The 16,486-nt window shown below is 56.0% G+C and carries 15 protein-coding genes and 1 pseudogene; 9 read left to right on the top strand and 7 right to left on the bottom strand.

Annotation, left to right across the window (positions count from 1 at the left end):
• Positions 1 to 49: 49 nt before the first annotated feature.
• Complete coding sequence (locus ACCC84_RS08120) at positions 50 to 1,108, bottom strand: NAD(P)H-dependent flavin oxidoreductase (protein ID WP_004961120.1); 1,059 nt, start codon at positions 1,106 to 1,108, stop codon at positions 50 to 52.
• A 95-nt stretch (positions 1,109 to 1,203) separates the two neighbouring features.
• Here ACCC84_RS08120 and ACCC84_RS08125 point away from each other — a divergent pair, with 95 nt between their 5' ends.
• The 3 genes from ACCC84_RS08125 to psrA all read left to right on the top strand — a co-directional run bounded on the left by ACCC84_RS08125 (position 1,204) and on the right by psrA (position 3,606).
• Complete coding sequence (locus tag ACCC84_RS08125) at positions 1,204 to 2,091, top strand: LysR family transcriptional regulator (RefSeq protein WP_198772983.1); 888 nt, start codon at positions 1,204 to 1,206, stop codon at positions 2,089 to 2,091.
• 131 nt (positions 2,092 to 2,222) lie between these two features.
• Positions 2,223 to 2,627: a YybH family protein gene (locus tag ACCC84_RS08130; protein ID WP_371901729.1), complete on the top strand. Its 405-nt coding sequence runs from the start codon at positions 2,223 to 2,225 to the stop codon at positions 2,625 to 2,627.
• 79 nt (positions 2,628 to 2,706) lie between these two features.
• The gene (psrA, locus tag ACCC84_RS08135) at positions 2,707 to 3,606 is read left to right on the top strand and encodes an L-proline-binding transcription factor PsrA (RefSeq protein ID WP_004961125.1); all 900 of its coding nucleotides are present in this window, start codon (positions 2,707 to 2,709) and stop codon (positions 3,604 to 3,606) included.
• Here the strand turns inward: psrA and ACCC84_RS08140 are convergent.
• From ACCC84_RS08140 to ACCC84_RS08155, 4 genes are all read right to left on the bottom strand, one after another.
• On the bottom strand, positions 3,581 to 4,387 hold the full coding sequence (locus ACCC84_RS08140) for a substrate-binding domain-containing protein (RefSeq protein ID WP_371901730.1): 807 nt from the start codon (positions 4,385 to 4,387) through the stop codon (positions 3,581 to 3,583). The two genes, psrA and ACCC84_RS08140, sit on opposite strands and share 26 nt — an antisense overlap.
• 15 nt (positions 4,388 to 4,402) lie before the next feature.
• Positions 4,403 to 5,698: an MFS transporter gene (locus ACCC84_RS08145; protein ID WP_039991929.1), complete on the bottom strand. Its 1,296-nt coding sequence runs from the start codon at positions 5,696 to 5,698 to the stop codon at positions 4,403 to 4,405.
• A gap of 491 nt (positions 5,699 to 6,189) precedes the next feature.
• The gene (locus ACCC84_RS08150) at positions 6,190 to 6,657 is read right to left on the bottom strand and encodes a hypothetical protein (protein ID WP_371901731.1); all 468 of its coding nucleotides are present in this window, start codon (positions 6,655 to 6,657) and stop codon (positions 6,190 to 6,192) included.
• A complete protein-coding gene (locus ACCC84_RS08155) occupies positions 6,654 to 7,433 on the bottom strand; it encodes a winged helix-turn-helix domain-containing protein (protein ID WP_371901732.1) in 780 nt (259 codons plus the stop codon). Before ACCC84_RS08155 ends, ACCC84_RS08150 begins: the two co-directional genes overlap by 4 nt.
• A 387-nt stretch (positions 7,434 to 7,820) precedes the next feature.
• Here ACCC84_RS08155 and ACCC84_RS08160 point away from each other — a divergent pair, with 387 nt between their 5' ends.
• The 5 genes from ACCC84_RS08160 (at position 7,821) to ACCC84_RS08180 (ending at position 13,775) form a co-directional block, all read left to right on the top strand.
• Positions 7,821 to 8,522, top strand: coding sequence for a LuxR C-terminal-related transcriptional regulator (locus tag ACCC84_RS08160; protein WP_371901733.1), 702 nt, complete (start codon positions 7,821 to 7,823; stop codon positions 8,520 to 8,522).
• A 114-nt stretch (positions 8,523 to 8,636) separates the two neighbouring features.
• Positions 8,637 to 9,377 (top strand): hypothetical protein, encoded by a 741-nt coding sequence (locus ACCC84_RS08165; protein ID WP_004961144.1) that lies wholly within the window; start codon positions 8,637 to 8,639, stop codon positions 9,375 to 9,377.
• Positions 9,378 to 9,418: 41 nt separating this feature from the next.
• Complete coding sequence (locus ACCC84_RS08170) at positions 9,419 to 9,928, top strand: CS1 type fimbrial major subunit (protein WP_273872270.1); 510 nt, start codon at positions 9,419 to 9,421, stop codon at positions 9,926 to 9,928.
• 81 nt (positions 9,929 to 10,009) lie between these two features.
• Positions 10,010 to 12,484 (top strand): CS1-pili formation C-terminal domain-containing protein, encoded by a 2,475-nt coding sequence (locus tag ACCC84_RS08175; RefSeq protein ID WP_371901734.1) that lies wholly within the window; start codon positions 10,010 to 10,012, stop codon positions 12,482 to 12,484.
• A 55-nt stretch (positions 12,485 to 12,539) separates the two neighbouring features.
• Positions 12,540 to 13,775: a hypothetical protein gene (locus tag ACCC84_RS08180; RefSeq protein ID WP_273872273.1), complete on the top strand. Its 1,236-nt coding sequence runs from the start codon at positions 12,540 to 12,542 to the stop codon at positions 13,773 to 13,775.
• A 175-nt stretch (positions 13,776 to 13,950) separates the two neighbouring features.
• Here ACCC84_RS08180 and ACCC84_RS08185 read toward each other — a convergent pair whose 3' ends face one another.
• A complete protein-coding gene (locus tag ACCC84_RS08185) occupies positions 13,951 to 14,427 on the bottom strand; it encodes a GNAT family N-acetyltransferase (RefSeq protein WP_004961152.1) in 477 nt (158 codons plus the stop codon).
• 92 nt (positions 14,428 to 14,519) lie between these two features.
• On the opposite strand from ACCC84_RS08185, the gene ACCC84_RS08190 reads away from it, so the two are divergent.
• Positions 14,520 to 15,443, top strand: coding sequence for a LysR family transcriptional regulator (locus ACCC84_RS08190; RefSeq protein WP_198772975.1), 924 nt, complete (start codon positions 14,520 to 14,522; stop codon positions 15,441 to 15,443).
• Between the two features lie 123 nt (positions 15,444 to 15,566).
• On the opposite strand, the pseudogene ACCC84_RS08195 reads toward ACCC84_RS08190, so the two are convergent.
• Positions 15,567 to 16,359, bottom strand: a pseudogene (locus ACCC84_RS08195) (MBL fold metallo-hydrolase).
• Between the last annotated feature and the right edge of the window lie 127 nt (positions 16,360 to 16,486).

Raw genomic sequence — 16,486 nt, forward strand, 5'->3', positions numbered from 1 at the left:
CGGGGGGCAGCAGCGCCCCCGGTCCCGCCAACCCCGCCGGAAAACGGCGTTATACCGCCTGCCATTCCTCCACCAGCGTCTGCACCAGTCTATCGGCGGGCATTTCCCGAATCAGCGACACTCCCTGTCCGGCCCACTGGGCGCCAAAACCGTGTTCGCCTTTCGCCGCTGCCGCAACGGCGAGCGCTTTACCGAGCGCATAGGTCAGCGGATAGGGGGGAATGGCGTCCTCGGCGATACGGCGGGTAAACTGACAAAAGGCATTGTCGATACACCTGGCCGGTCGGCCGGAAATCGCCGACGTCATCACCGTGGTGGCCGCCTGCGGGCTCTTCAATGCGTGGCGATAGGCCTGATTGGCGGCAGATTCCGGACACAGAATAAACGCCGTCCCCATTTGCACGCCGGTCGCGCCCAGACGGCGCATCGCGGCAATGCCCGCGCCATCCATCACGCCGCCGGCGGCAATAACCGGCACCGGCGTGACCGCCTTGATGGCCTGCAATAGCGTAAAGGTACTTAGCTGACCGTCATCCTGCCGTGGGTCAAGCTGGCCGCGATGGCCGCCGGCCTCGATGCCCTGCGCCACAATAAAATCAATGTCGCTCGCGGCTATCTGACGTGCTTCGTCCGGGCTGGTTGCGGTGGCAAAGGTGACGATGCCGCGCGCTTTTAGCTGGTCGATAACGGCGGCCGACGGAATGCCGAAATGAAAACTCACCACGCTGGGCCGGCGTGCCAACAAGACCTCCAGCATCGGCGGGTTGTCATGAAACGTTTGGTAGATTTCGCTCAGTTGTGCGGGAGGCGTTGCCGCGTACTGGTCGAACAGCGTCTCGAATCGCCGTATCCAGGCCAGTTCAAGCCGTTGATCGCGTTGCACCGGCGGGTGGCAGAACACATTGACATTGATCGGGCGAGAGGTCAGCGACTGGGTCTTGGCTATCATTGCCTCCGCCTGTTCTGGCGTTGAAGCCCCGACGCTGATCGAACCAAGCGCCCCGGCGTTGCTGACGGCAGCAGCGAGTTCAGGGGTAGACACGCCGGCCATCGGCGCCTGTACCAGCGGGTACTGTAGGTTAACAGCGGTACACAAAGCGGTTTTCATGGTGTTTATACCTGCTTGAGCGTCATGTAAGGTCAACTATAAAATCTCGTGCAGAGACGTAAAAATCAATGTCGTTTTCAAAATGAGAATGAAAGATGAACCATACTTCACTGGAAATCTTCACGGTGGTCGCCGAGGAGCTCAGCATCATCAAAGCGGCTACGCGCCTGGGACGGGTGCAATCCAACATTACGACGCGCATCCAACAGCTTGAACAGGAACTGGGTGTTCAGCTTTTTTCTCGCGAAAACAGACGTTTGGCTCTGACGTCGCAGGGGCGCAAGTTCCTCGGCTATGCGCAGCGCATTCTCAGTCTGGCGCAGGAGGCGCGCCAGTCTTTGCACCCTCAGCAGCCAAGCGGCACGCTGGCGCTGGGCGCGATGGAATGTGCCGCCGCCAGCCGGCTGTCCATGCCGTTGAGTCATTTTCGCCAGGCTTGCCCGCAGGTGCGGTTGACCTTGGCCACCTTGCCGACGCGACAACTGACGGAAAAAGTGTATAACGCGCAACTGGATTGTGCGCTGGTCGCGCTGCCTGAAGGCCGTGACGGTAACGTTATATGTCCCGACGGTTTATCCTCTCTACCCTTATTTGTCGAGCAAATGACCCTGGTGCTGCCGGTGGGGTTTGACCAGGCAAAAAGCGGCAATGACGCCGGTGCGCTCAAACTTGCCGCATTCAGGCAGGGGTGTCGCTACCGCGAGCTTGCCATTGGCCTGATGGCGCGTCGACTGCCTGCGAACCAGCAACCGGCGGTGCAGGAGGTCGGCTCTTACCATGCGATGCTCGCCTGCGTCGCCGCCGGCAACTACCTGTGCCTGTTACCCGCAAGCGTGCTCGAGTTGCTGCAACTGCCCGCTGGGGTCACTCTGGTTGCCGCCGGATCGGCAACCACGCATTTTATCTGGCGCGCCGATGCGCGTTCGCCAGCGCTGGACAGCCTGCGTCGGGCGCTGGCCGCGACGTCGAACGTTGAGCGATGATCGCCAGGCAGCGCCGCGGGTCTGCGGCATACGGCTTCACTCTGATGAAAATGACGTCTTGCCTTGATAAATAGCGGACGCCAAGCGAGGTTATGGTACATATAACTGAACACCCTTACAGGAGCAGCTAGATGAATTCGCATCCGATTCGGCAGATCATTGCGTTCTGCGACAGCGCTATTTCAGCCAGGAATTTTGACGCGCTGATGGAGCACTATGCACCCGATGCCGCTCTGGTGGTGAAGCCAGGCACCATCGCCATGGGAAAAGACAATATCCGCAACGCCTTTATCGCCATTTCCGATTACTTTCAGCATCGGCTGGTGGTGGAGCAGGGGGAAATGCAGATCGTTGAAGGTGGCAGAAATGCGCTGGTTATCATGGAAACCCTGCTGCGCTTTCCCGATCAACAGGGCGTGATGGTTGAGATAACCCGGCGGGCAACCTATGTTTTTCGGCAGGAAGACGACGGCCGCTGGCTTTGCACCGTTGATAATTCTTACGGCACGGCGCTTTTGGATCGGGACAGCGCCTAAAAGATGGCGGTTGAGCAAGATGCGGCTATCATCTTTCCCTTAACCCCTTGCTGCCACTGAAAAAGGATCGTCTGTTGCTATGCCCGTGAATTTTGATCTTAACGATCTCTATGCCTTCCGTGCGCTGGTTGAATACGGCAATTTTCGGCTTGCCGCGGAGTCCATCTGCCTGTCACAGTCAGCATTGAGCCGCAGAATAGAAAAGCTTGAATCCGCGCTGGGTATCAAGTTGTTCGACAGAACCACCCGGCGCGTCACGCTGACGCTGTATGGCCAGACCTTTGCCGAACGTTCGGACCAGCTATTGGCCAACGTTGAGTCGGTGTTGGCGGATATCAATAAGGTGAGTCAGGACCGCATGGGGCTGGTCACCGTCGCCACGGTGCCCTCGGCAGCCTACTATTTCATGCCTGACGTGATCCGCCGTTTCCAGGCCCGCTATCCACGGGTGCGGGTCAAGCTTATTGATAGCAGTGCAGGGAATGTCATTGAAGCGGTTGCCAGTGGTCAGGCTGACTTCGGCATCTGTTTTGCGAGAAACCTGCAACCCAATATCGAATTTGTACCGTTGGTGGGGGATGTCTACGTGGCTGCCTGCCGGCGCGATCATCCTCTCGCCCGTAAAAAAAGCCTCAGTTGGCGCGAGTTTTATCAGCAGGATTACGTGGGGCTGGATCAGACCTCCGGTAACCGCCATCTGCTCGATCAGATGCTGGGACACATTATTCCCGAGCGTCCCAGCCTCTGCGAAACCCGCCATGTGACGACCCTGCTGGGCATGGTTGAAGCGGGCGTCGGCATTGCCGCCGTGCCCGCTATGTCGATGCCGAGCTCAGCACATTCGGTATTGACTCACCTGCCGCTGACCGATCCGGTGGTGAAGCGCACGGTGGGCCTGATCAGGCGCAGCGGACGCATGCAGTCTTACCTGGCTGGTGAGTTGGAAACCTTGATCACTGAACAGTATCACGCGGTTTAACCGGTCGTTCGGCCTGCACCGATCTCATGCCGGTGGCGCGAATGGTGTTTTGCACTTCGGCGGAAGAGAGGAAATCCAGCAGCGCTTTGCCTGCCTGACGGTGCTGTGCGTTGGCGGTGATCGCGCCGGCAAAGCGGGTAATGTGCTGCAGTTCTTCCGGCAGTTCGCCAATAAAGGTGACGCCCGGCACCGGAAGCAGTTCGCTCACCTGCTGGAAACCTAGCGCATATTTCCCTTTTGCCACTTCGGATGCCACCGGAATGCGTTCAACCTTATGCGCCTTCTCTTTCATCTGCGCTTCGATAGACAGTTTTTTGAACAGCTGGCCGCTGACATAGCGGCCGCTGGCGCTGTCCGAATAAGCCACGGATGTGGCATGCAACAGGGTGCTGCGCAGATCTGCCGCCCGTTTGATATCGGGCTTGGGCTCACCTTGCCTGACCACCATACCAATCGGCGAGTCGGCTATTTCGACACGCGAACCCGGCTGCAGCCAGTTACCCTGATCCAGGTTGTTCAGCGCATCACCGACCATAATCACCACGTCGGCCTGTTCTCCGCGCGCCAGGCGTGCCGGGATCGCCTGAGGGGTGTTACCCATGGAGGGACCAGACACCAAAACGACAGTGTCGCCGCTATTGGCGGTAAATTGCGGTGCCAGTTTTTCCAGTGCGGCTTTAAAGCCACCTGAAATCATGACGGTCACTTCTTTGGCCAGCACCGGGGTGCTGACAGCCGAAAATAGCAGTATGGCGAGCAGTGAACGATAAATGTTTTGCATGGTGTAATCCCTGATTCAAGCGGCGGTTTGCAGCGATAAGCTGTTGCGACGGTATAAATAAAGCGTTGCCAATAATGCACATACCGCGGCAAAGCTCATCCAGTAGCCGGGCGAGGCTTTGTCGCCGGTGTACTCGATCAGGGCGGTAGAAATAACCGGCGTAAAGCCGCCAAAAACAGCGGTTGCCAGACTGTAGGCCAACGAGAAGCCGGCGACCCGCACCTCCATCGGCATGATCTCGGTTAACGCCGGGATCATGGCGCCATTGTAGAGGCCGTAAAGGAAGGACAGCCACAGTAGCACCGTCAGCATCATGGAAAAGCTGGGGGCTTCAGCAAGCAGGCTCAGCGCCGGATAGGCGGTGACCAGTGCCAGCAGCGCCATGGTAACCAACACCGGTTTGCGGCCAAAACGGTCTGACAGGGCGCCGCCTACCGGCAGCCAGAGGAAATTGGATATCGCCACCAGCAAGGTGACCAGCAGACTGTCCGAGGCGCTGAGCATCAGCACTTTCTTGCCGAAGGTCGGGGCATAGACGGTGATCAGATAAAACGCGGTGGTGGTCATGGCGACCATCAACATGCCGGCGATAACCACCTGCCAGTTCGCTAACAGGGTTTTAAACACCTCGCGCATTGCCAGATGGTTGCGGCGGGCGGTGAACGCCTCGGTTTCTTGCAGTTTGCGGCGCAGGAAAAAGATGAAGGGCACAATCAGACAGCCGAACAGGAAAGGCAGCCGCCAGCCCCAGTCGCGAATGGCGCTTTCTTCCAACGCGGCGTTCAGGGCGAAGCCCATGGCTGCCGCCACCATAATGGCCACTTGCTGGCTACCAGACTGCCAGCTGGTATAAAAACCCTTACGGCCCGGGGTAGCAATTTCGGCCAGATAAACGGACACGCCGCCCAGCTCTGCGCCCGCCGAGAAACCTTGTAATAAACGCCCCGCCAGCACCAGCAACGGCGCCCAGAGGCCAATGGTTTGATAGGAGGGAATAAGGACAATCAGGAAGGTCCCGGCGGCCATGATCGACAGGGTGACAATCAGCCCTTTACGTCTGCCGACTTTATCAATGTATGCACCCAGTACGATAGCGCCGAACGGTCGCATCAGAAAGCCCGCGCCAAACACCGCGAAGGTCATCATCAGCGAGGCAAACTCACTGCTGGCAGGGAAGAAGGTATGGGCGATGTAGGTGGCATAAAATCCGAACAGGAAAAAATCAAATTGCTCGAGGAAATTGCCCGAGGTTACACGCAGTATCGCGCTGGTTTTTGCCCGAGTTGTCATGGGTAGCTTAGAGGAATGCATCGTTATCTCCAGTTGGTCATTGGCGTTTTTACCGCGCCCGTTGCTGCAGACTGGATCAGGAAAATAAACCAGATAAGCGCAATAAACTCATGGATTGATGCGTATCACGCATGAATAAAATTTAACAATTAGATGCGATAGGTTGTAACGGGCTATTAACCAACTTGTTCGCTACAACCTGTGGCATCGGCAGCAAAAAAAGTAATGCGCGTTTTGTGACAGGGTTCATATCGGGCGCAGGGGGGAGATGTGCTTCGTCAAGGGCAGGGAGGCCATCGCGCTTCCGGTCAGCGGCGCTGCGGCCGTCAACCCGACGGGACTGTATATAAAAATGGGCCTTGACGGGGCGGGCTGGCGCAGCTTGTGAAAGAGGGGGAGCAGAACATCTGCAGCAAGGCCGGACAGAGGGGCGTTTCCCACGCCCCAGAGGTAGAGATAATGCTCAGCTCCGCGATAACAGCGGTTCAAGGAGGCGAACCAACGTCATTGCTTTACCTTTTCTGACAAGACACCAAGGGCCGGTCGCGAAATCCAGACAGAATACGTTCTCCCACGCGGAAGAAATACACCCTTGCGGTGAAACCCTGTTCCGAGAGGGGATCAATATAACGCCCAACGTGCGGATCCGAGGTATCAGGTCCTGCTATCCTGAACGCCGCCACGCTGGTTATCTCCGCTGAATCCATATGATAGTTAACCGACGTCTTGAGCGTTCTCTCAATATAATAGTTTTCCACCGGGCCGTTATCCGGTATCAGGCGTAATTTGCTGGTGTAATAATGTTGCTTGCCACCACGCAGCGTATCCCATATGGCGTCGCTGATGACGGTCTTATGGGGCTCATCATAAATTAATAACGACCGCGTGGTACATTCACCGACATAAAATTGGGCCACCAGCGGAAATGCCAACCATCCTGCAAACAGAGAAATTGGGCAGGCAAGAAGCAGCCATTTCATTTTTTATTACCTCCAATCACATTGATGGTCAGGCAATCACCCGATGGCGAAGTAATGTCTTTTTTACAGGAAAGGAATGAAAGCGTGTCTCGCCAGTCTGCACTCACATAGATCAGCGGTCCGTCGGCGGGTTTGCGATTGTTCTTGTCTAACCAGTAGATAATCCTGCGCACCGAATCCTCTTTATTTTTATCTTTGCGTATATTGTCAGAGAAGAAAAATGCTCGGCCACCTTCATCTTTATAGTGGGTAAAGGAAAGCTCGTGGGTGAAAAAGAGATATCGCAAAAAAACTCCGCCACAAAACAATAGCATTACTGCCAGTGCTAATAATGCATATTGACCGGACACCGGCCATCGTTGACTTTTTTCTGGCGCCGTTGTCGCCTCGTCTGCCGTTGCGGATGGTTTGACGGAAACATGATGTGGCTCGGCGTTGGTATTAATCGCCGCATCATAAACATTATCACTGTCAATAACCTTAATAACCCCTGGCTTAAGCACATAGCCATTTCGCCCCTGGGTAATAAGCGTATCTTCCGGTGCGCCAATGTCAGCCAGTGCGGAACGCAGTCGGAATAAGGTCTGTCTTACGGTGTTATCGGAGACAATAACGCCCTTGCTTTCCCAGCACTCCTGCACGAACTCCTCCTTTGTCACCAGTAGCCCTTCTTTTTTGCAAAAGAGCGCCAGCCCGAGCTTGTTTTGCTTACTCAGCTCAAGCGAGCGTGTACCGTTTTTCAGTACCCCAACCTGGTAATAAAAAAGAATGTCCATGCGTTTTCCTTACATGCGAAAGTCATCATTATAATCCGTGTCTAATCCGAAATACATCCTTTAACCGCAGGTTCGGCGCTGGTATTGCGGCTATCAAAAGCGGATCTTCCTTAAAGTAACGCAAAAATAACGATTTAACTTGTTGTTTTTTATGTAAATATTTTGTAACGGTTACATTTGCGTTCCATTTTGGCTTAGGGTGTTGAGCTAAGAGTGTTCCGGTGTTCAAATGCACCCATCGCAAGTCACGGATACCCTTTGATTACCATGGCGGCGATAATAAAAGTGGATGTAATCAAGCGTGCTTCACCACCTGAATAAATAGCAGGTTGACTACGGTTCAGGTTATAGAACGTGGTGAAAATTATTAAATAACAGGAAGGCATTGTGAGTGCACATTCTCTGGCTCAGCGCTTTATGCGCCGCCTGACACAAAGTAGCGGTGTCGCCGTTGTCTCGTCATGCGAGATAATGAGCAAGGGTTTCTATTCGACCTTGTTGGAGACTCGCAGGTTTAATCAGGTGCACTTGTTTAAAAATGAGAGCGCGGTTGATAAGGGTTTTGTTGAACGTGAAAATATCAGCGTAGTGGTTATCGATGCCGACTTTTTCTCGTGTCAGCAAATGGTGTGTTTCTCGGTTGCCCGTATTTCGCAGTATGCAGGCGTGTCGGTTATTATTACCTCTTCTGGTAACGATGCTGCCGAAGTCGTGGAATATATGCTGTCAGGCGCGAAGGCTTATATATGGCGCTGCGCTCCTCTGTCCTGCTTTATTGATGCCGTGGATAAAGTCAGGCGGGGAGGGTACTGGCTGGAATCACATATTGATCAGTATTACCAAAAAATCGTCTCGCTGGATACACAGCGGCGCCTTACGGTTGAGGAAAAAGCAATTTTGCTATTAACCCAGGCCGAGCACGCGGTCATTTTTAATTACATGAATGGTCTGACGGTGTCAGAAATTGCAGTGCAAAAGAAGCGCAGCATCAAAACGATTAGCAGTCACAAACAGGCAGCAATGAAAAAACTGGGTGTCAGCAATCAGATGGAGCTTTTAAAACGCTACGGGCATCTGCCCAAACAATGATATTTCAGGTCGCACTCCGCGAACCCTATTTAAAAAGCCATTGCACTTGGGTGTATGGGGTTTTTAAATCAGGTGTACGCCGATATTGCTTAATGGTTTGATTAAGAGAGTTATATGTTTAAAGGTATTTTCACCGCTGCCGCATTAATGGTGGCGCTGCCGGCGCTGGCTGGCCCGGTTATTAACGTTGGTTCCCTGAATGAATATATGCAAAGCGGTAAAAGCACGCTGGCCAAGCGTATTCATAACACTGGCGACGCCACGGCCTTCGTACGCATCAATATTTATGAAATTTTGTTCGATAACAAAGGTGAGACGGTAGAGAAAAACCTGGACGCCGACGCCATGGTTAGCGGAAAAGGCACCGGCCTGCTCTCCACGCCGCCCCGGTTGATTATTCCCGCTGGCGGTATGCAGACCAACCGTCTGGTGTTTACCGGTTCGCGGGAGAAAGAGCGTTATTACCGCGTGCGCTACATCCCGGTGGTGCCCGACAGCAGCAAAGAGTTCGGCATCAGCAGCGCGGATGCAAAGCAATACCAGGACGAAATCAATGCAGGCGTCACGGTGATGTCTGGATTCGGCACCATCGTCACCGTCCATCCGGACAACGCGCGCTTTGACTCGCGCATCAGCGGTGGGGGGAACCAGTTGAACATTGTTAACCACGGTAATGCCTCCGTGGTGATTGACGGACTGAAGTCCTGCGACAAAGCGTTAAAAAACTGCGACAGCGGCGTGATTGTCCAGTTAAGACCCGGCAAAACGCTCAAACGTACTGCCGCGCCAGACCGAGTCTGGCAATACACCCTGATCGAAGGCGGTCAGAAAAAAAACCTGAATACCGGTAAGTAATGTTACTGCCCGGACAATTAAATAACCTGGAGAAATTCAAAATGATGAACCTGAAAAAAATCGGCCTGGCGGCTTCCCTGTTGGCCTGCGGCTTTGCTGCCAATGCGGCTACGCCGCAGGTGGACTTTACCGTGGAAGCGGTGATCCCTGACAACAGTTTCTACGTTACCCCGGTCAACGGTTGGGATGCACAGTCGCAGAAAATGCGCTGGGATGAGCCGAGCATGTCGGTAGTTGAAGCCGATCCGGGCAAGCAGCTGAAGATGAAAAATACCGCCGGCGGCATCAAGGCATACCTCAACGGTGCTCCGACCCTGACCTCGGGCGCAGGCAACGACGCCATTCCTCTTACGGTCAGCCTGGCGGGTAAGACGCTGCCGGTGACTTCGGCAACCGCAGTTGAGCTGTATAACTCCACGGCGGCGGCAACCGAGCAGACCGCTACCATGGCGATCAGCCAGAGCAGCACCCTCAGTGCACGTCCGGCGGCAGGCACTTACATGGGCCCGGTCACCATGATCTTCGATACGGTCCCGGTAGTAACCCCATAAGCCGTTATTGCCGTTTCACTGCTTCGGGAGAGGGCAACCTCTCCCTTTTTTTGCCCCAATTCAGAGAGTAATGAGTTAGTCATGCCATTTCTCCAACTTGTCACCGCAATTGCATTCGCCATTACCCTGAGCCTTTCCGCTGTAGCTCAGGCGTCCCAGTCTCTTGCCAGTCAGGCGGCAGACATGCCAGCAGAATTCCGTGAGCACTTTTTTAATGCCCCGATATCCGCCCGGGTAGTCCTCGATGGCAAGGTATTGGGTGATGCAATGATAGTGCTGACGGAAGATGATCGGGCGCAGATTATACAGTTTACCGATCCGGCAGAGAGCTCGTACCCCGAGTCAGAGCGCCAGCGCTGGTTGCAAGCCTTCTCGTCAGCGCTGCCGCTCGGCCAGTGTGATGGCCGTTGCCCGCATGGCCTGATGGCCGTTGATTATAACCTCAGCGATGCCAGGCTGGTCCTTATCACGCCGGCGTCGGAAAGCGGCGCGGCGGATCGCTGGTTCAGCCTGCCTGAATCGGGCAGTTCGGGGCTGTTGCTGAACAACCAGTTGAGCATCAGCGGCAGCCGCCAGCAGACGGCGCTGGGCTGGACCGGCGGTGCCGAAGCCGCGACCGGGAGCTGGACCACCGTCAGCCAGTACCAACTGGACCGCAGCAGCGGGTCAGCTAACGAGACCCGCCACGCGGTGACGTCGCTGTACTCCCAACGTGAGTTTCAGCAGCATTTTGTCCGCGCCGGTCTGTTTACCCCTGACAGCCAAGGGCTGCTGCATCAGCCATACTCACGCGGCGGTGGCGTCAGTACCCTGGTGGGTGCCATGGTGGGGAGCAGCGAGACGCTGTTGAAAGACGCGGGATTCGCCAGCCTGTATCCGGTTTACGTCACCGCCAACCGCGAGGGGGTGGCCGAAGTTTATCGCGATGGTTCCCTGATTAACGCGCAACCGGTCGCACCTGGCATGCAGATGCTGGATACCACGGTTTTGCCGGCGGGCATTTACGACGTTGAAATCCGCGTACTTGAAGATGGTCGTGAAAGTAGCCGGGTGACGGAAACCATCAACAAGCCGATGCGTTGGCGTAATACCGGGCAGCGTTTGCGCTACAACCTGTTTGCCGGCCAGCAGCGCACGCTGTTCAACAGCGACAGCACCCTAGGCACCGGCGAGCCGGCAGCCGGTGCCAGCCTCAATTATTTACTGCATCCCCGCGCTACCCTCGGTTTGGCGTGGCAGAAAATCGGCAAGGAGACGCAGATTGGCAGCTCGCTGGATTTTCAACCGGCGGACGCGCTGCAGTTTTACGGCAACCTGTGGAACAGTTCGGCCACCGGCTACGGTTTCGATTCCCAGGCGGTGCTTAGCCACCACCGCGGCAACGTGGCGTTCGGACACAGCCGCAGCTGGTTCCGCCCTGCGGAAGGGTTTGGTGCGCAGCGTACCTCCTCGCCGCAGGCCGAGTACAACAGCGTGCTGTCGGCAACCTGGCGCTTTAACAGCGAGAACAACGTCAACGCCCGGATCACCCACCATAGCCGGGGGCGCGGGCCGGGCGTAGATGTGGGCTACAGTTCGCGGACCCGCGTGGCGGGCACTTCGGTGAACTGGCGGCTGTCGGGGTTTGATCGCCCCTATCAGGACAGCAGCGCCCTGCGTAATCGTGGCGTTAGCCTCAGCCTGAGCTTCCCGCTCGGCGGCGAAGGGCGCAGCGGTAGCGTCAGCGTCGGTAGCCGGACGGATACCACCGGCACCCGTGACCTATACGCTTCGGCGTCGGTCAGCCAGCAGTGGGGAGACAACAGCATTATCCGAGAAACCAGCGGCACCCTGACCGCCGACCGCCACGGCGCCAGCCTCAGCACCTATAACAGCTTCAATACGTCGGTAGCCGAAGGGAGCTTCTGGGGGCAACGATCCAGCGTTGACGGCGGGCTTTCGGGCGGCCTCAACACCGGTAGCACGCTGGCCTTCGGGAAGGGCAAGGCGGTGATGACGCAGCAGGTGGCTCATCATCAGGGCGGCGGCATGATTGTCGATGTAGTTTCCGATGACGACAGCGCCGAACTGGTGGCCCTGCATCAGTCGGGGGGCATCACGCTGAAGCCGGGACGCAACTTCATCCCAGTGGAAGCCTGGAAACCCGGCACGGTGCAGCTCGACTTCCCGGGCACCGAGGCACCGGCGCTGAAAATTCAGCCTGAATACCTCGACTATCACCACATCCGCGGCGGCGTCAGCACCCATCAGGTCCGGGTGATGAAGACCGTCACGGTGATGGGCCGGCTGGTGAACCGAGAGGGGCTGGCGCTGGGGGGCGCGCAGGTGATCAACCACGCCGGACGCACGGTCACCGAGTCCGACGGAGTGTTTACGCTGGAACTGCATGAGAAAAATCCGGTGGTCACCGTGGAACACCCTTCCGGCGCGCAGTGCGAAATCCGCCTGAACCCCGGCAGCCAGAAGCAGGAAGACATGATTTTTGCCGGCAACCTGACCTGCGACGGGCTGCCGCTGGCAGACAGCAACACCCGTTCCACTCTGCAGGACGGCTGATGACACAACTTTTGCGCAGCAAAAAGCAACCACCGAGATTCCGGAGTCACTATTCATGAAGAAGTTTAACTTAACGCGTTCGCTGAGCGCCCTGGCGCTGCCGGCGGCATTACTACTGGCACAGTCCGCCCTGGCGGCGGAGGTGGTGATCACCACCCTGTTTAAAGCCGACGCCACGCGGCCGACCCACAATCAGTTTGAGAACACCACGCCGGTGTCGGGATTTTGTGGTTCGTTCTCGGCATATTGTCATGACGGTGAGTTCAGCGTTCTGGTGCCCGGCTTTACCGCCTATAAGCAGTTCGACAGCAGCTCCGGGGATCTCAACAGACATACCTTTATCTCCCTGGATGGGACGACCAAGCCGGTAACCCTGACCGACGTCAATAATCCGGCCAACCAGATGACGGCGGACTTCCGCTGGGCATTCTTTGGCGTCAGGCATAGCAGAATCAACGCCCAGGATGGAGACTTGTCTGCTGCAATGTCGGGTACCGGCGTTTATCCTGAGGGCGGCTGTTCAGGCCGGATAGGGTCAGGACATGCCAGCATATATAATCACGGTTGGGGGGTGCCTGAGCGCCTGATCGTTTGCTACAGGATGCTGAACAGCAACCATAGCTATCAGGGTACGGTCAAGATTGACAATCTGAGCATCGGTTATACCTTGACCACGCCGTCACCGATGGGCATCAGGGCCGGCGAGTATGAAGGGGTGATTGAATACCGCGTCGGCGACGTGATGAATGCCCCCGGCTACATCGGCTTGGGAGCGGATGATTACAACGGCGAGGAAGTGATCCGCATTGTTATCAAGGCGACGGTGGAACACGTATTTGAACTTCGTTTCCCGCCAGGTAGCGAGCGGGTCAAACTGGCGGCAAAAGGGGGCTGGAGTCAGTGGATTAATGGCGGGCGCATCCCCGATCAGCTGCAGAAACAGGTGCCGTTTATGCTATCTTCATCCACCGGCTTTAAGGTAACGATGCTGTGTGAACATCAGCAGGGGCCAACCTGCGGGCTGAAGAGTACCCTGACTGACGACACCGTACCGGTGGAGGTGTTGATAAGCCTGCCGGGCTTTAGCAGCGACGGCGGCCCGGTATCCAGGCAGTTGCTTACGACCAACCGTAACGGACAAAAAATCAATCCGCCGCAGGTGCCAATCTTTAACCGCCGCTCGACGCTGGATTTTCAGGTGAAGAGAGCGGGGGTGGAGCAGATGGTACAAACGCCGGGGTCGGCATGGCGGGGCGTGGTTACCCTGATATTTGACTCCGAGGTGGAGTGATGCGCCGGCAACGCGCTGTTTTGCAGGGGCGGTATCCTGATAACCACCGAGGGGACGAATGTCAGGGGACAGTTAAAATGGCGGTTTGAAGTGAGCGCGGCAATAACGCAGCGGCGGGATAACGGTGGCAATGCAAAACCCCGGTTGTCGGGGTTTTATTACTATGACGGCGTGGTTATTCGGCAAATTTCAGCAACGCGTCGCCATCAAGGCGATAGCGTACCCATTCAGACTGCGGCAACGCGCCAATGCTCAGGTAAAAATCAATGGCGGGCTGGTTCCAGTCCAGCACGCTCCATTCCAGGCGGCCGCACTGCCGTTGCACTGCACATTGCGCAATCTTTTTCAGCAAGGCTCTTCCCGCGCCTTTAGCGCGATAATCAGGGGAAACGTACAAATCCTCCATATAAATACCGTTACGTCCGAGCCATGTGGAATAACTGGTAAAGAAAACGGCATAGCCTATGGTTTTACCCTCACTTTCAGCGATCAACGCTTCGGTGTTACTGCCTGCACCAAACAGCGTTGCGCGGATCTCCTCCGGCGTGGTGACCACCTGCTGCGGGGCTTTTTCGTACACCGCCAGTTCATAGATCATGGCGTATATTGCCGTTGCGTCTTCCGGGCGTGCCTGGCGAATCGTGATGCTCATCGGTTTTCCTATGGTTGCTGCATGTTGTCGATATTGTTGATAACCAGCATAAGGGGTATTGTCAGAAGAATTAAGTGCAATGAAATCACTAAATGATGAATATTATGCATCCGGCGCTGAGGCGCCTTGACTTAAATCTGCTGCCGGTTTTTGACGCAATTTATCGTCACCGCTCGGTTCGTCTGGCGGCGGATGAACTGGCGATGAGTACATCGGCGCTGAGCCATGCGCTGTCGCGACTGCGTGACAGCCTGAACGATCCGCTATTTTACCGGCAAGGCCACCGTATGTGCCCCAGCGTGTATGCCAGCCAGTTGGCGCCGGCCATTGCATCGTCACTGGCTTTCCTCAATCGGCAGCTGACGCCACAGCCGGAGTTTGATGCTGCTACCAGTAGCGAGCGGTTACAGATTGCGATTACCGATTTTACCGCCTTCTGCATTTTCCCTGCCCTGATGCACACACTGCAGCATCATGCCCCCGGCCTGCGCTTTGAGTTACTCTATTTGCCGCACAGCCCGGCGCTGACGGAACTGCTGGCAGGCGAAGTGGATCTGGCGCTGGGATTCAGCACGCCGGAAGATATCCACTATCCGGAACTGGATGAAATCAGCTGGTTTGAAGATGAGTATGTCGTTATCAGCAACCCCCAGCGTACGCGGCTGACGCTGGAGGATTATCTCGCCGCCCGGCACCTGGTTGTAACACCGTGGAATGAAAAGCAGGGCGTTGTGGATTTACAGCTGGAACAGATGGGGTATACGCGGCAGATAGCAATCAAAACACCGTCGATGCTCAGTGCGCCGTTTATTGTTGCACAAAGCGATCTGCTGATGGCGATCCCCCGTTTTGCCGCCGAAAAGCTGATGCCGGCAGCCGATATCAAGCTATTTGCCTTGCCGTTCGCCATCCGCCGGTTTGAGGTGAAGATTTATTCACATAAACGCAGTGGCCAGCGGGGCGCGACCAACTGGCTGAAGAGCCAACTGCAAATGCTGGCAAAAGAGATGAATTAGCCGCTGCGCGTAGATAACCGCCTTTAGGCGCCGAGCGGCTTGATGTCACGGCAAACCGTCAGCGCAGCCACCGTCTGCCAGCGCAGGGCGGATTTTCCTGTCGATACATTCCGCTCACGCTGTTTAATCAAGACAGGCAATGTATTTTTCCCCACTACGCTGCACCAGCCGATCGGCATTCGCCATTATATCCTTGCCTTCAAACGCGCCGTAAAGGGTGTTGAAACTCACGCCGTTCAGGCGGTGCACCATATCGCTAACCGTCGCCGCCGGCAGCGGCAGCATGTTGGGATAACTCCACATGAACGATACGCCGTTGGCGCCTGGCGTCACCTGCAGGATGTCCCCGCACAGCAATATGCCATCACCCGTCGCCCAGTGAAGCACGCTACCGCCGGCGAAGTGTCCCCCGAGACGTAGCAGGTTGACTATCTGTGGTTAGCGCCAGGCTGTCACCTTGCCAAAGGGTGATCCGCGGGCTATCGCGCATGATCCACTGGCGATCGCGGGCATGCAGGTAAATTTCGGCATCAAATTGGTCGGCCCATTGCTGCATGGTGGTGTAGTAATGCGGGTGCGAGATGGCAATAGCCTTCAGTCCGCCCAGAGAATTAACCAGCGTTTTGGTGGCGTCATCGAGCGTGGCGATGCAGTCCCACAGAATATTGCCCTGCGCGGTTCGCAGAATAAAAGCACGCTGGTTAATGGCAAAATCAGGCACGGTGCGGATGCTAAACAGGTTTTCCTGATGCTGTTTCCACTTGTTGGTGTGTGAGGCAACCAGGGTATCGAAGTCAATCCATTGTTGTCCCGTTACCGGTACGTACTGGCGTTCATCCAGGCAGATTTGGCACCGTTGCGGATGAGCGTCGGCCGTCTCATAGGATGTTCCGCAAGCTTTACATAGCGTTATCATCACGTCCTCCATGCTTCTCGTCAGGCTGATTGGCTGATATCTCTCCAGTAACACTAGCTTACCCTCCGCCAGAGAGGCGAATAGGCGGTAGACAACGAGAGTTCTTTTTACAAGAACGCGCGACAAA

The sequence above is a fragment of the Serratia odorifera genome (assembly GCF_041448735.1).
GTDB lineage: Bacteria > Pseudomonadota > Gammaproteobacteria > Enterobacterales > Enterobacteriaceae > Serratia_F > Serratia_F odorifera.

Bases quoted from the DNA above. Each gene is read 5' to 3' on its own strand.
- ACCC84_RS08120 (WP_004961120.1), bottom strand. From the start codon at position 1,108: ATGAAAACCGCTTTGTGTACCGCTGTTAACCTACAGTACCCGCTGGTA.
- ACCC84_RS08175 (WP_371901734.1), top strand. From the start codon at position 10,010: ATGCCATTTCTCCAACTTGTCACCGCAATTGCATTCGCCATTACCCTG.
- ACCC84_RS08170 (WP_273872270.1), top strand. From the start codon at position 9,419: ATGATGAACCTGAAAAAAATCGGCCTGGCGGCTTCCCTGTTGGCCTGC.
- psrA (WP_004961125.1), top strand. From the start codon at position 2,707: ATGCCCGTGAATTTTGATCTTAACGATCTCTATGCCTTCCGTGCGCTG.
- ACCC84_RS08125 (WP_198772983.1), top strand. From the start codon at position 1,204: ATGAACCATACTTCACTGGAAATCTTCACGGTGGTCGCCGAGGAGCTC.
- ACCC84_RS08190 (WP_198772975.1), top strand. From the start codon at position 14,520: ATGATGAATATTATGCATCCGGCGCTGAGGCGCCTTGACTTAAATCTG.
- ACCC84_RS08155 (WP_371901732.1), bottom strand. From the start codon at position 7,433: ATGGACATTCTTTTTTATTACCAGGTTGGGGTACTGAAAAACGGTACA.
- ACCC84_RS08150 (WP_371901731.1), bottom strand. From the start codon at position 6,657: ATGAAATGGCTGCTTCTTGCCTGCCCAATTTCTCTGTTTGCAGGATGG.
- ACCC84_RS08180 (WP_273872273.1), top strand. From the start codon at position 12,540: ATGAAGAAGTTTAACTTAACGCGTTCGCTGAGCGCCCTGGCGCTGCCG.
- ACCC84_RS08140 (WP_371901730.1), bottom strand. From the start codon at position 4,387: ATGCAAAACATTTATCGTTCACTGCTCGCCATACTGCTATTTTCGGCT.
- ACCC84_RS08185 (WP_004961152.1), bottom strand. From the start codon at position 14,427: ATGAGCATCACGATTCGCCAGGCACGCCCGGAAGACGCAACGGCAATA.
- ACCC84_RS08165 (WP_004961144.1), top strand. From the start codon at position 8,637: ATGTTTAAAGGTATTTTCACCGCTGCCGCATTAATGGTGGCGCTGCCG.
- ACCC84_RS08145 (WP_039991929.1), bottom strand. From the start codon at position 5,698: ATGCATTCCTCTAAGCTACCCATGACAACTCGGGCAAAAACCAGCGCG.
- ACCC84_RS08130 (WP_371901729.1), top strand. From the start codon at position 2,223: ATGAATTCGCATCCGATTCGGCAGATCATTGCGTTCTGCGACAGCGCT.